This is a genomic window from Staphylococcus sp. URHA0057 (genome assembly GCF_000620265.1).
In the GTDB taxonomy this organism is placed as follows: domain Bacteria; phylum Bacillota; class Bacilli; order Staphylococcales; family Staphylococcaceae; genus Staphylococcus; species Staphylococcus pasteuri.
The window spans coordinates 132,967-147,740 of the sequence record NZ_JHVS01000001.1; the positions used below are offsets into that span (position 1 = coordinate 132,967).

At 29.6% G+C, this 14,774-nt stretch carries 17 protein-coding genes; 12 read left to right on the forward strand and 5 right to left on the reverse strand.

The genetic code is table 11. From position 1 onward, the window contains the following. The first annotated feature begins 7 nt into the window (after nt 1-7). Complete coding sequence (sucB, locus tag N524_RS0100555) at nt 8-1,294, forward strand: dihydrolipoyllysine-residue succinyltransferase (RefSeq protein WP_029055355.1); 1,287 nt, start codon at nt 8-10, stop codon at nt 1,292-1,294. Nucleotides 1,295-1,804: 510 nt separating this feature from the next. Here sucB and N524_RS0100560 read toward each other — a convergent pair. Continuing rightward, a complete protein-coding gene (locus N524_RS0100560; protein WP_029055356.1) occupies nt 1,805-1,975 on the reverse strand; it encodes a hypothetical protein in 171 nt (56 codons plus the stop codon). Between the two features lie 235 nt (nt 1,976-2,210). Between N524_RS0100560 and N524_RS0100565 the strand changes: the two genes are divergently transcribed. From N524_RS0100565 to brnQ3, 5 genes are all read left to right on the forward strand, one after another. Beyond that, the gene (locus tag N524_RS0100565) at nt 2,211-3,020 is read left to right on the forward strand and encodes a VOC family protein (RefSeq protein ID WP_029055357.1); all 810 of its coding nucleotides are present in this window, start codon (nt 2,211-2,213) and stop codon (nt 3,018-3,020) included. Between the two features lie 31 nt (nt 3,021-3,051). Further along, nucleotides 3,052-3,255 carry a DUF6501 family protein gene (locus tag N524_RS0100570; protein ID WP_002451189.1) on the forward strand — a complete coding sequence of 68 codons (204 nt, stop codon included), beginning with the start codon at nt 3,052-3,054 and terminating at the stop codon, nt 3,253-3,255. 126 nt (nt 3,256-3,381) lie between these two features. Beyond that, nucleotides 3,382-4,173: an ATP-binding protein gene (locus tag N524_RS0100575; protein WP_029055358.1), complete on the forward strand. Its 792-nt coding sequence runs from the start codon at nt 3,382-3,384 to the stop codon at nt 4,171-4,173. A gap of 12 nt (nt 4,174-4,185) precedes the next feature. Further along, nucleotides 4,186-6,075 (forward strand): vWA domain-containing protein, encoded by a 1,890-nt coding sequence (locus tag N524_RS0100580; protein ID WP_029055359.1) that lies wholly within the window; start codon nt 4,186-4,188, stop codon nt 6,073-6,075. 126 nt (nt 6,076-6,201) lie between these two features. Next, on the forward strand, nt 6,202-7,545 hold the full coding sequence (gene brnQ3, locus N524_RS0100585; RefSeq protein WP_029055360.1) for a branched-chain amino acid-like transporter carrier protein BrnQ3: 1,344 nt from the start codon (nt 6,202-6,204) through the stop codon (nt 7,543-7,545). Nucleotides 7,546-7,621: 76 nt separating this feature from the next. Here the strand turns inward: brnQ3 and N524_RS0100590 are convergent, their stop codons facing one another. From N524_RS0100590 to N524_RS0100600, 3 genes are read right to left on the reverse strand one after another with little or no spacing between them, the layout of a single operon-like run. Then, the gene (locus N524_RS0100590; protein ID WP_029055361.1) at nt 7,622-8,755 is read right to left on the reverse strand and encodes a toxic anion resistance protein; all 1,134 of its coding nucleotides are present in this window, start codon (nt 8,753-8,755) and stop codon (nt 7,622-7,624) included. A gap of 23 nt (nt 8,756-8,778) precedes the next feature. Further along, on the reverse strand, nt 8,779-9,402 hold the full coding sequence (locus N524_RS0100595) for a 5-bromo-4-chloroindolyl phosphate hydrolysis family protein (protein WP_017636527.1): 624 nt from the start codon (nt 9,400-9,402) through the stop codon (nt 8,779-8,781). Between the two features lie 25 nt (nt 9,403-9,427). Further along, nucleotides 9,428-9,697 (reverse strand): acylphosphatase, encoded by a 270-nt coding sequence (locus tag N524_RS0100600; RefSeq protein ID WP_026083438.1) that lies wholly within the window; start codon nt 9,695-9,697, stop codon nt 9,428-9,430. 156 nt (nt 9,698-9,853) lie between these two features. On the opposite strand from N524_RS0100600, the gene msaA reads away from it, so the two are divergent. The 6 genes from msaA (at nt 9,854) to N524_RS0100635 (ending at nt 13,441) form a co-directional block, all read left to right on the forward strand. Beyond that, nucleotides 9,854-10,162: a regulatory protein MsaA gene (msaA, locus tag N524_RS0100605; protein WP_017636529.1), complete on the forward strand. Its 309-nt coding sequence runs from the start codon at nt 9,854-9,856 to the stop codon at nt 10,160-10,162. A gap of 186 nt (nt 10,163-10,348) precedes the next feature. Continuing rightward, nucleotides 10,349-10,549, forward strand: coding sequence for a cold shock protein CspA (gene cspA / locus N524_RS0100610; RefSeq protein ID WP_002433901.1), 201 nt, complete (start codon nt 10,349-10,351; stop codon nt 10,547-10,549). Nucleotides 10,550-11,116: 567 nt separating this feature from the next. Further along, on the forward strand, nt 11,117-11,422 hold the full coding sequence (locus tag N524_RS13845) for a CPBP family intramembrane glutamic endopeptidase (RefSeq protein WP_225880642.1): 306 nt from the start codon (nt 11,117-11,119) through the stop codon (nt 11,420-11,422). 4 nt (nt 11,423-11,426) lie between these two features. Continuing rightward, nucleotides 11,427-11,828, forward strand: a complete 402-nt coding sequence (locus tag N524_RS13850) for an Msa family membrane protein (RefSeq protein ID WP_029055363.1) — start codon at nt 11,427-11,429, stop codon at nt 11,826-11,828. After that, nucleotides 11,822-12,676, forward strand: coding sequence for an ABC transporter ATP-binding protein (locus N524_RS0100630; protein WP_029055364.1), 855 nt, complete (start codon nt 11,822-11,824; stop codon nt 12,674-12,676). Before N524_RS13850 ends, N524_RS0100630 begins: the two co-directional genes overlap by 7 nt. Before the next feature lie 15 nt (nt 12,677-12,691). Next, nucleotides 12,692-13,441 (forward strand): hypothetical protein, encoded by a 750-nt coding sequence (locus tag N524_RS0100635; protein WP_051522831.1) that lies wholly within the window; start codon nt 12,692-12,694, stop codon nt 13,439-13,441. 67 nt (nt 13,442-13,508) lie between these two features. Here N524_RS0100635 and lysA read toward each other — a convergent pair whose 3' ends face one another. Beyond that, nucleotides 13,509-14,774, reverse strand: a complete 1,266-nt coding sequence (gene lysA / locus N524_RS0100640; protein ID WP_029055366.1) for a diaminopimelate decarboxylase — start codon at nt 14,772-14,774, stop codon at nt 13,509-13,511.

Genomic DNA, 14,774 nt, shown 5'->3' on the forward strand with positions numbered 1-14,774 from the left:
AAATAAAATGCCAGAGGTTAAAGTTCCAGAATTAGCAGAATCAATTACAGAAGGTACCATTGCAGAATGGTTAAAAAATGTTGGAGATAGCGTAGATAAAGGTGAAGCTATTCTTGAATTAGAAACAGATAAAGTTAACGTAGAAGTTGTATCAGAAGAAGCAGGTGTATTATCAGAACAACTTGCTAACGAAGGCGACACAGTTGAAGTAGGTCAAGCTATCGCAGTTGTTGGTGAAGGAAGTGGTAATGCTTCAAGTGGTTCATCAGACAATCAAACTCCACAAAATAATGATGAAACTAATAAAGACGATCAACAAGCTAAAGAAACAACTCAACAATCAAATGATAATAATCAATCATCTGATCAATCACAAGATGATTCATCTAATAACCAATTTGTTAAAGCAACACCTTCAGCGCGTCGTCATGCACGTGCAAATGGCGTTGACTTAAACGAAGTGGCTGGAAAATCAAACGACGTTGTAAGAAAAGAAGATATTAATAACAATCAAAACCAACAACAATCATCACAAAGTGATAACAAACCTTCTGGTAATGAAGCTAAAAAATCAAGCGACAAACCATCTAAACCAGTTATTCGTGAAAAAATGTCACGTAGAAAGAAAACAGCTGCTAAAAAATTATTAGAAGTATCTAATAACACAGCAATGTTAACAACTTTCAATGAAGTTGATATGACTAACGTTATGGATTTACGTAAACGTAAGAAAGAACAATTCATTAAAGATCACGATGGTACTAAATTAGGTTTCATGTCATTCTTCACTAAAGCTGCAGTAGCTGCACTTAAAAAATATCCTGAAGTTAACGCTGAAATTGATGGCGAAGACATGATTACTAAACAATACTATGATATTGGTATTGCCGTTTCTACTGAAGATGGATTACTAGTACCATTCGTAAGAGATTGTGATAAGAAAAACTTCGCTGAAATCGAAGAAGAAATCGCAAACTTAGCTGTTAAAGCACGCGACAAAAAATTAGGCTTAGACGATATGGTTAACGGTTCATTTACTATTACTAATGGTGGTATCTTCGGTTCAATGATGAGTACACCAATTATTAATGGTAGCCAAGCTGCAATTTTAGGTATGCACTCAATCATTACACGTCCAATTGCAATCGATAAAGATACAATTGAAAATCGTCCAATGATGTACATTGCTTTAAGTTATGACCACAGAATCATCGATGGTAAAGAAGCAGTAGGATTCCTAAAAACAATTAAAGAATTAATTGAAAATCCTGAAGATTTATTATTAGAATCTTAATTTTAAGATTTATATCTTAAAATTAGTTTGAAACAAAATAGCAGTAAGGTGACTTATAAAATGAAATCACCTTACTGCTATTTTTATATCCAATACTTCGTATTATATGACTTCGCTTTCCTAGGGTGCCGTCTCACTTGGTCTTCGACTGGCGCTGCTCCCTCAGGAGTCTCGTCATAAATACTTTATATAAATACATAATTTTTAATATAAAAACTAATAATATAATTGAGGTATGTATATGACAATTGATTGGACAATTTTATCTAACCCTTAAGTATCTATTTATGGTGCAATTGGAGGTTGGCTTTTAAAACAACTTACTAATAAAATGAAAATGAATCCTGAAAAAGGTATCAACGATATTTAATAAATCGTATGGAAATTTGTATTAATTCAATAAGTAAATAAAAAAACGTCCTAATACTGTTTGAATTTAACTGTTAAAAGCATAGCTTACTATGTCGCTATTAACATCATTCAAAGATTAGGACGTTTTATAATTATATTTTAATAAAGCATGAAGACTTCAATAATTGCTAAAATAAGAAACACAACAAAAGCAATTAGAAAATATTTAAAACTTGGTTTTTGTTTATTTTGTAAATTTGTAAAAACTTGTATACCTGAATAAACAGCAATTAATACAGTAATTGCAAATATAATCCACATACTGGACATATGATATGCCTCCTTCACTAATCTCTATATTTACATTTTAATATACTTTCTCGATAATACCAAAATGAATTTTTGTTCAAATATGAAAAATTAATTACAAACCACTTTACACATGGTGAGAATTTTGAAATTTATATACGTTTCAAGTCATTTTCTCTTAGAGTTCATCATATAAATCACGGTTAAAATACGTTATAATAATAGAGTAAAGATAAATGATTAGGGGTGTCAGTAGATGAGCGGAATTAGAAGCGTCACGTTAGGTACAAGTGACTTATCTAAAACGAAAGAATTATTCGAAAATATATTAGGTTTAAATTCATCTGAGAAAGGCGACAACGCATTAAGATTTGGCGATGCTGATTTAAATCCAGGAACACGTATACACTTTGTTGAAGTTCCAAACAATGACTATCAAAACTCACATATAGATAGTGTAGGTTTAAGAACACCGTCAGATTCTGGTTTGGATGAATATCAAGATATATTAAATCAACATCAAATATCTTTTAGCTCAATTACTGAACTCAATGGTAATATGCACTTTAACTTTGAGGATCATAACCAACAATTGTTTGATATCTATTCTAACGAACATAATACAGGTGTCCCTTTAGGTATGCCATCATTTGATAGTACTGTGAACCCATTACATCAAATTCAAGGCTTAGGTCCTGTTATTCTTAAAGTTAATGAATTATCTATTACAGCTTCAATTCTTAATAAAGTATTTGGTTTACATATATTTGCTGAATATCTTCCTTCTGAAGAAGCTACTCAGGCCATTCAAGTATTTAAAATTGGTGAAGGTGGACTTGGAGGTGAGCTTCATTTGTATGAAGCAGAGAGTGACATTACTAATCAAGATAATGAAATGATAGAACAGGTTGAATTTTCAACAAATAGTAAATCTGATTTTGAAAATGCGAAACAAACTTTAGAAGATATTGGCATTCCATATCAGACATTACAACAAGATGATTCCGAATCATTAAGAATCACTGAAAATAGTGGTATTTCATTTATATACACACTAGATAAATAACTTAAATATTCATAAAGGTAGGGAACAATAAATGTTACATGAAACATGGAAAGAACGCACACCTATTAAAAAAGTTGAGGTTACAAATACAGATGCTAAAAAATTCACTGTATCTGATATGTTAACTGTTGGTAAGCAATATGATGTAATAAATGAAACAGAAGAATATTATCAAATCATTGATAATTCTGGTTTAGTTGGTGGCTATTATAAAACATACTTTAAAGAAGTTTAATTTCATAAAAATCTTAAGTTAACTTTACTAAAAGTAGATAAAACAATAGTCAACAAGACTAAGACAATTGGAAAGTACAACCCACATGTCTTAGTCTTTTTCATATTAAAAAGGAGCATGCAAATAATGGCACAATCACAATATAAAAACTCAGATATTTCCGTATTTAACGATGCGAAAGCACTATTTGATTTAAATAAAAATATATTATTAAAAGGGCCTACAGGTTCTGGTAAAACTAAACTTGCCGAAACATTAAGTGAAGTTGTAGATACACCAATGTATCAAGTTAACTGTTCAGTTGATTTAGATGCTGAAAGTTTATTAGGCTTTAAAACAATTAAAACTAACGAACAAGGTCATCAAGAAATAGTATTTATAGATGGACCAGTAATCAAAGCAATGAAAGAAGGCCATATTCTATATATTGATGAAATTAACATGGCTAAACCCGAAACATTACCAATTCTTAATGGTGTATTAGACTATCGTCGTCGAATTACGAATCCATTTACAGGTGAAGTGATTCAAGCTAAACCTGGATTCAACGTTATTGCAGCAATTAATGAAGGCTATGTCGGTACATTACCGATGAACGAAGCACTTAAAAACCGTTTCGTAGTTATCCAAGTTGATTATATTGATGGAGACATTCTTAGCAACGTTATTAAAGAGCAAAGTCGTTTACAAGATGATGCCATCATCAAACAAATTATTAAGTTCAATGAAGATCTACGCACGATGTCAAAACAGGGTCAAATTTCTGAAGAAGCAGCCAGTATTCGTGCCCTCATTGATTTAAGTGATTTAATAACAGTAATGCCAATTGAACGTGCTATCAAACGTACCATCATTGATAAACTAGAAGACGAAAGAGAACAACAAGCAATTATTAACGCAATAGAACTAAACTTTTAGAGAGGGATTATTATGAGCGACCGTTTCATAAAATTTAATGATGAACAATTAGATGCTAAACAGGTTATGATGTTGCAAGACTTAGCTCGTTTACTTTTAAAAAATGAACAAACGCAAGTCAAAATTCAAAAATTCCCTTTTTATAATCCATTTAACAATACACTAATTACCAGTTGGTTTTGGTCACACCGCTCAAAGCCTGTTGAAGAAGCAGGTCTAAAAACGGATGTTATGTTAGCTGCTTATGGATATTATATGATGGATGTAGATATTACTAACGAAGTACTTCATAACGATGAATTTAATCATCCTAAATTTTTCCAACAATTATTCAAATTATTGGAAGATATGCGCATTTTTAATGAAATCAAAACTATGCGACCAAGCACAGCAAAATATATTGATTTACGATTGAAAACTAGACTCACATTTACTGAATCACAAATTAATGTATACAAAACAAAAACACTTTATACAGACTTATTATTTTTATATTTAGAACATGCTTTTATAAATCAAAACTTCTTTGATATTCCATCAATTCACCCTAAATTCGATGATGTATTAGTAAATATGTATCAATATTTACCTAATTTTTTCCAAAACGAATCTTCAGAAGACAATATGTATTTAGCAGAACGTATATTATATCAAGTTGACGATTTATTGAAAGAAGATATGTTAAACGAATATTATTATATTCCTAAAAATTTATACGAAGATATTCAAGCTGAAACATTCGAAGATTTGAAACGTACAGATGCAGCAAATACTGATGGTCATGATCAAACACAAGAAGATACTGATGCAGTTACGGCAGAAGCTGAAACTAAATCTGCAGACAGTCAATCTGAAGGTGGCGCTTATTTAGAAATGGAACTTCATGAAGGTGAAAATAGTGATGTTATGGCAGATAATGATACTGCTAGAGAAGGCGACTCGTCTGATGATATGACAGACATGATGACCAAAAAAGGGAAAGGATCACAAAATACATTAGACCGTGAAGAAGGCGGGTTTATTGGACAAAATAGTGCATTCGCATTAGAAGGTATCAATCAAAATGTCGAAATTGAGTGGAAAGTCCCTGATATTTTACCTGAATATCTTCAATTATATGAAGACGTTAAACATGATGTTCAATTTGAAATTAAAGATTTAATTAAAATTATTAAAAAGACAATCGAAAGAGAACATCAAGATGAACGTCATAATTTAACTAAAGGTCGACTACAAAAAGACTTAATTAATTGGTTTATAGATGATCAATACAAATTATTTTATAAAAAACAGGACTTAAGTCAATCGTTTGATGCAACGTTCACTTTATTAATTGATGCTTCTGCAAGCATGCATGACAAAATGGATGAAACGATAAAAGGCGTTGTACTTTTCCATGAAACATTACGAGAATTAAATGTTAAACATGAGATACTTGCATTTAATGAGGATGCTTTCGACTCTGATGATTCTAAGCAACCCAATATTTTTGATGAAATCATTCATTATGACTATTCTACAATGAAAAAAGATGGTCCTCGTATTATGGCACTAGAACCACAAGATGATAATCGTGATGGTGTAGCCATACGCGTTGCTAGCGATAGACTGATTCGACGCAGTCATAACCAACGATTTTTAATTGTCTTTTCAGATGGGGAACCTTCTGCATATAATTACAGTCAAGATGGTATTATAGATACTTATGAAGCAGTGGAAAATGCAAGAAAATACGGTATTGAAGTCTTTAATGTATTTTTAAGTCAGGAGCCAATAACAGAAGATATAGAACAAACGATTCATAATATCTATGGTCAGTATTCTATATTTGTTGAAGGTGTAGAAAATCTTCCTAGTTTATTATCTCCATTATTGAAAAAACTCTTACTTAAATCTTTTTAAAAATTTGTCTAATTATGAAATTTAAATGAAGTAAGTGTTTAAATTTTCTGAAATTATATAGACTTACAAATTATATTTATGCTAGAATATTTAATGTTGCATATTTAATTATAAAGGAGCAGCATTATGAATAAGAATACATGGATTGTAGGGTTCATGCTATTTGCTATGTTCTTTGGTGCAGGTAATTTAATCTTCCCAACGAATTTAGGTTTAGATAGTGGACACTTTTTCTGGCCGGCGATTCTCGCTTTTGCATTAACTGGGATAGGATTGCCTTTACTTGGCGTCGTGGTTGGTGCACTTGATAAACAAGGTTATATTGGCGCATTTAATAAAATTTCACCTATATTTTCAATTATTTTTTTAATTGTTATTTACTTAACTATTGGACCTTTGTTTGCCATACCTCGTACGGCATCAACATCATTTGAGATGACAATAACTCCAATTGCACATTCACATGGTAATCTAACATTATTTATTTTTACGTTAATATATTTCATTATCGTATTATATTTATGTATCAATCCTAATAAAATGGTTGATCGTATAGGTTCATTATTAACACCTTTATTATTAATTACTATATTAGCTATGATTATTAAAGGGTTTATTGATTTTAGTAGTCATTCTTCAAGTCATGGGAAAACAGAACTGTTTAACAATAATATCGGTAGTTTTTCACAAGGCTTTACACAAGGTTACTTAACTATGGATGCTATTGCTGCAATAGCATTTTCTATGATTGTAGTTAATGCGATAAAAGCCACTGGTGTTAATCACGCAAATAAAATTTTCAAACAAACGTTAATTGCTGGATTAATAGCAGCTGTAGCATTAGTTTTTATTTATATATCACTTGGATTTATCGGAAATCATATCGATGTCTCAGATGCAAAATTAAAAGCATTAGCCGCGAAAGACCAAAATGTAGGTACATATTTATTAACTACTATGGCATCAACAGGTTTCGGAACATTTGGTAAGTATTTATTAGGTATTATTGTTGCATTAGCTTGCTTAACAACGGCATGTGGATTAATTGTAGCTGTTAGTGAATATTTCCATCGAATTATTCCTAAAATATCTTATAAGACATATGTTGTGTTCTTTACAATTGTTAGCTTCATTATTGCTAATCAAGGTTTAAATGCAGTGATTACAATGTCACAACCCGTTCTTAGTGTTATCTATCCAGTAGCGATTACAGTAGTTTTATTAATATTATTAGCTAGATTTATTCCAACAAAGCCAATTACACAACAAATTACTGTAATAGTAGTTGCAATCGTATCGATTTTAAGTGTAATTCACACACAAGGGTGGTTAAAACTTAACTTTATGGATTATCTTTGGTTAAAAGATTATTCATTAGAATGGTTCCCAATTGCTGTTATTACAACAATTATTGCATATATTATCGGTGCATTTATTAAACAACAACCTATCGTGTATCAAAAAGAATAAATCATAGAAAAATAGCCAGTAAAATGAGTCATTTTAAAACTCATTTTACTGGCTTCTTTATTTATCATGCTTTGTGCTATTCTTTTCTCATTGATAATAGATGTTGTTTTAAATCATTTTCTAAGCCTGATAGTTCTTTTTCGGCAGCTTGTCGTTTTTGTCGACCATCATGCTGAATTTGCAATGTTTGCTCGATTGTATCAATAATATCACTTTGAGTTTGTTTTAATGTTTCAATATCTACAACACCACGTTCATTTTCTGTGGCTGTTTCAATAGCATTTTGTTTTAACATCGCTGCATTTTGAGTTAGTAGATCGTTCGTAGTATCTGTGACTGCGCGTTGTGCAGATACTGCATTTCTTTGTCGCATGAGCGTTAGGGCAATAGCCATTTGATTTTTCCAAAGTGGAATACTTGTTAAAATCGAACTTTGAATTTTTTCAGCTAAGGCCTGATTAACATTTTGAATCATACGGATTTGTGGGGCAGTTTGTATTGCAATTTGTCTTGAAAGTTGTAAATCATAAATTCTTTTTTCTAATCTATCTACAAATTGTTCCATATCTGCAACTGCTTGTATATCCATTTGATTACCTGATTGTTCTGCTTTATGTTGTAAATTGGGAATCGTTGTTTGTCGTATCTCTTGTTTTTTACGTTGAGCAGCTGCAATATATACCGTTACTTCATCAAAATATTGTTTGTTTTGGTCATATAATCCATCTAATAAATCGATATCTTTTGTTAAATTACCTTTATGCTTTTCCAACTGAATTGTTATACGATCAATTTGAGAACTAACAGATTGCATTTTGGAAAATATTTCATTAATTGAGGCTTGAGTTCTTCTAAAGATACGTTTTAATTTAGATTGTTTGCTTGGGTCTAAATCATTTGGATTAACTGATTTTAATTTACTCATCAATTGATTTAATGAGTCACCGACAGGTCCCATGTCTTTGGATTGAACATCATCTAACATTTGATGAGAGAATTGAGACATATTTTGTTGTAAATTAGTACCAAATGATAATAAGCCATCATGATCTAGTGGTTTAATTTGCTCGCTAATTTGATTGATTTTTTGTTGGTCTTTCTCAGTAAATTGATGTTCAAAATCTTCGACAACTGTATTTGATTGCCCAGTTTGATTATTAATATACTGATCAAGAGGATGTGAGGCCTCACGTTCTAGTTCATTTGACATAGCCATTAATGCTCCTTTCTATATTATTTTTGTCTACGTTGTTGCTCTAATTTGTTTAATTCCATTTCGACATCTAATCGTTCATAATCTTCTTCATTTAATTGCTTTAAGTCTGCTACTAATGTGCGTTTAACCTCATCAAGAGTAATACGCGTTTGTTCTAACTTTTGCTTTTCTTCATGTGATTTCTTAGGCATTTTCGTTAATCTAGTATACGAATCCACTAAATTCAAAGCATTATCTATATGTGAATAGAAAAATCCTTCTACTTTAAAAAACATACCTGGACGTTGTTTCACACTCATATAAATAGAGCGAGATATTCTATAGATATCATTTACTTGTCTGAAGTCTTTAATAGATCGAATATTAATAAATGATTTTAAAATCATTCGAATTTTAGCCTGCGCTTGATTCAATTGACCTCTAACATATCTATATTCTCTTCTAGTTAAACCTATTTCATTTAAATACTTCCGTGATGTTAGCCGTTGGGTAGGGAAGTATGACACTATAAACCCACCCAAACCAATAACAGCATCTATGATAAATGACAGATCTAATCCAAAGATACTAATCATCCAAGCAATAATCGCTACAGGAATACCTACCATCATTCCAAATATTCTTGAAATATTATATCTCAACTGCCATCTTCCTTTTTAAATTAGTTTAAATCGTTTTAAAATCTTTCAATGATTCATCAACATCAAGTGTTTCAATATCATAATTGGTTACATTTGAGGCAGGAGAAGCACCTGAAACAACACTATTAATAAATTGATCTAAACTTTCTGTATCTCCTTGTGCATATATATCTACATAATCATCAACATTTTGTACTGTTCCTTTAATATCATGTTGATTTGCTATTTTCTGTGTATAAAATCTAAAACCGACACCTTGAACTGTTCCGAATACTTGTATATGTTTGCGTTCCACCATAATCACCTCTTAATATCATTATAAGGATAAAACGTTAAAAAAACTAATAATAACTACACTACGTATCGGCCAAAAGTATGAGTCTTCAAACTTGATTTTGTTATACAACAAGTTAAAATTAGCATATAGAATTATACAAAGAAGGGGATACATATGTGGACAGTTGCAAAAATTAGAGCTGACTACGAGGGTTGGTGGTTATTTGAAGATTGGCCAGAAAAAATCGTAAAGCAATCTGAGTTTTCATCATATGATGAGATGTTAGAAGAATATCAAGATTTAATTAAAGCTTGCCAAGCCTATTATGATAACTGTGTAATGGGAAAATATAATATGTACGCATTTTACAATAATTGTGATTTAAATTTCTGCGAAGATTGTGATGAAGATTTACAAATATTTTATAGTTTTATTGTTTTAAAAAATAATGAAGTATATTATAATCTTCCAAAAATAGTTTAAATGATAATTTCCTATAATTGTATTGCAATTTTGCTATTTTTAAACTATAATATTAATTAAGCAATAGTTTTATTCCATATTGCAAAAAGTATTTGCTATTATCGTTATGACTAATTAGACCATGTATTTTTTGTAATATGCGAATAACGCATATTGAATGAATTTTAGTCTTGGAGGTTTCAGATTATGAAACAAGGTACAGTTAAATGGTTTAACGCTGAAAAAGGATTCGGCTTCATCGAAGTTGAAGGAGAAAACGACGTATTCGTACATTTCTCAGCAATTAACCAAGATGGTTACAAATCATTAGAAGAAGGTCAATCAGTTGAATTTGAAGTAGTTGAAGGCGACCGCGGACCACAAGCTGCGAACGTTGTAAAACTATAATAAATAGATTGTAAAAATTGACTTTATTAACTAACACCTTACCAAGATGTAAGGTGTTTTTTATTGGAGTTTTTATATAAAATTAGCGGTTAGTGATCATAGGGTCACTAACCGTTTTTTATTTGAGGAATAGAAGTATATTAAAGAATAATAATGTAGACAATTTTATATAAATATTATACAATAATTATAACAACTAAAGGGAGGGATTAAAATGGAAAGTTTATTCAAATTATTACATGTATCAATTGGACGCTTTCATATTGGCTATAGAGGCAGACGTGTTAAATGGTAATTAATACACCTACTTTAGAGAATAAGATAAAAATCATCTTATTCTCTATTTTATTAGTAATATTTTCCTCTGCTTCATTAAGTATTTCCATAGGCATTTTTTCTATATTAATAAAAAATGAATTTGTACTTCAACTATGTACACTACTATCATTTATAATAAGTTTTATAATAATACCAATTCTTTTTATTAAACTTTTTAAGTTAAATAGTGTTGAAGGTTTATCTATTAATGTGAACAAATGTCTGTTAATATTTTTATGTTTTATTTTTATGTCATTTATTACTAAAGACTATTTAATAACATTTTATTTCCTATGTGTAGCTATTGGAGAGGAATATTTATTTAGACATATAATATACAAAATACTTAGTAAGGAATTTAATATAGTACTTATATCGATAATTGGTTCAATTTTATTTGGTTTTTTATTACATCTAAATGAACCTTTTTTAATTAATTTGATTAATAGGTTTCCAAGCAGTATAATATTATATTTTATTCGTTATAATATAAATTTAAGTTTTAGTATAATTACACATTGGATTTATAATTTACTATTAACTTATTTGGGGTGAATTAATGAAATATTATTTTTCTACTTTTATTTTAATTTCAATATTTTACGGGATAATGTGTTATTTTCAATTCAATATTAATGTTTACCTTGCATCAATATTAACGCTTTTAATTCCTACTATTATTACGGGTGTTTTTATTTTTTACTGTAACAAACACTATCAATTTGTGATTACAAATAGTCTGTTTAATTTATTATGTTATATCTTATACAGTCTTTATATAATGAATTTACCTAATTATGATTCTTATATTTTAAATTCTAAAAAAACGAATGATCAATTTGAAATTTCTATTGATGAGAATATGATAGCTATACCTCAATTAATTTTTATATTTTTATTTATGACTTCCGTTTTATTTTTAATAATACTTATCAAAAAAAGGAGGGGTTTTAAATGCTAAAATTACAGAATATTAAAAAAACTTATGGTTCTACAACTATCTTAAATAATATTAATTTTGATATGAATAATGGCGATATTATTGGTTTAATTGGTAAAAATGGTGCGGGTAAAACCACTCTAATGAAATTAATTGCTAAAATGCAACGACCTTCTGAAGGGACTATTTCATACAATAACCAAGATATACATATAAATGAAAATATACTTACTGACTTTGGTTTTATGATTAATCAAGTATATTTTCCTAATTATAGCGCGCGTCAAAATTTAGAATTTTATTTAAAAGTAAACAATCAAAATCAATATCTCGATAAAATAAGTGATATTTTAACTTTTGTTGCTTTAGAAGACAATAAAAAGAAGGTTAAAGACTATTCATTTGGTATGAAGCAAAGACTATGTTTAGCAATGTGCTTAATTACAGAACCTAAAATAGCAGTTCTAGATGAACCGTTTGTTGGTTTAGATCCAGTAGGTATTGATCAATTAATTCAACTTTTACAACAATATGCTGCAAAATATCAATCTATATTTTTAATTTCTAGTCATCAGATTAATGAATTAAAACAAATATGTAATCGTTATTTGTTCCTTAACAATGGTGAAATCAAAGAATTAAAATCTACACAATTTGAAAATCGACAATTACTTACATATACAAATCCAATAAAAGATATGCAATCAATCAAACAACAATTTGATTTTATTACGCATATAGATGGCAATACTATAGAAATTATTGACCAAGAAGATAATCTGAAATTAATTCAAAATTACATAGGTAATGATAATACTTTACTCAACATCAAAAATATTGAAGCAGATTATATATCATTATTTAAATAGTTAGGGGATTAAACAATGTTAAACGAAATTTTTAAATTTACAGTAAAGTTAAAGTCATTTTGGGTCTTATTATTAATCAGTTTATATCCATTACTTATTTTTATAGCAGAACTAACACATAGTGATTTTGTTTCATTATCATCAACTGAAAAAAATAGTGTCTCGTTTGCAGAATTACTGATTGCTATTTCTGATACAGAACTTAAATTTTTATTACCCATTGTATTAATAGGTATGATGATTGGTCAAAATTTTAATGATGATATTAAATCAGGCCGCTTAATCTTATTTAAAGATCAAAATAGGGATAAGATATTTAACTATAAATTTTTATCTATTTTATTATTAGTTATTATCTCACGAATAATATTAATCATTTCTAGCATTATCGTATATCTATTCTTTGTTAATAAACACGACTATTCTTCACACTCATTATTCTTAAATGATACATTAGTGAATAAAAGCTTTATATTATCATTAGTAGGTATTTTCAGTACGATTATTATTTTGTTATTTTTAGGAATTTTATCATCAATTAAATTTAATTCAGCTTATACAATTATGATTATGGTAATTGGATACATATTAACTAAAATCGTAGAAATGCTACCTAAATTTAAAGTTCTACCAGTTTCTTTTATAAAACTAGAACATGTTCAAGATTTTAATTTTCAGTTAGGTATGATGATAGGGCTAACATTCCTCTACATTATTATTTTTTACGTCATCGCTCGTACATTATTTAAAAAATTACAGTATTAATACAAAATTAAAGGTTCAATACAAGATAATCATTAATTGGTTGTCTTATATTGAACCTTAATTTTTTCTATTTTGTATCATTAATAATCAGTTGTCTTAATGATTGACGTTTAATGACTTCACGTGCTTTGCCATCTTTAATAAAGAACACTGATGGCTTTTGCATTTGGTTATAATTTGAAGCCATAGAATAGTGATAAGCACCAGTGGATAATATCGCTAAGTAATCTCCACGTTGTACTGAACTTGGAAGCTTAGCATTTTTAATAATAATATCTCCCGATTCGCACAATTTACCTGCAATTGTCATAGTATCATCCGCTTCTTCATGACGATTAACAAGTAACGCTTGATACTCGGCATCATATAATGATGTTCTAATATGATCACTCATACCGCCATCTATAGATACATATTTATTAACTCCTGGAATGACTTTCGTTGTGCCTACTTCATATAATGTTATACCAGCTTCACCAACGATTGAACGTCCTGGCTCAATGCCGATTTCAGGTGTATCCATATTTAACTTGTTAACCTCTTCTTTAATAGCATCTGTAATTTCAGCAATGCCAGTTTCAATAGGGAAGCTAACGTCGCCTTCAACATACTTAATACCAAAACCACCACCAAGGTTAAGCAGTTCAACATCAATATTGTTGTCATTTAACCAGTTCAACACAATTTTAGCTGTTTCAATCATTGCTTCAGTGCCTTCAATTTGTGAACCAATATGGAAGTGAAACCCTTTTAAATGAAGATGTTTTGTTTGTTTAATTTTATCTACCGCTTCATTAACTAATCCATAACGGATTGAAAGGCCAAATTTACTATCTTCTTGACCTGTTTGGATAAATTCATGTGTATGTGCTTCTACACCAGGATTGACTCTTAATACGACTTGTACTGTATCATTTGCATAGCGATCAATTAAATCAATTTCTTCTAAAGAATCTATAACAAAATAGCCAATGTTATTTTCTAAAGCATATCGGATTTCATGCTTTGTTTTATTATTACCATGGAAGTGAATACGACTTGGGTCAAAGCCTGCTTCAAGTGCTGTATATAATTCTCCTTCAGAAACCACATCTAAATGTAAATCTTCTTCTTGAACCAATTTAACCATTTGTATACATGTAAATGCTTTAGAAGCATATGAAATATTATATTTTAACCCGCTTTGTTGAAATGCTTGATGATAACGACGCATTTGATTACGAATTTGATCTTCATCATAAACAATGGTAGGGGTACCAAAGCTTTGAGCCACAGTTTTAAGACTTGTACCTCCTAATGTTAATTCGCCGTATTCGTTATATTCTACTGTCAT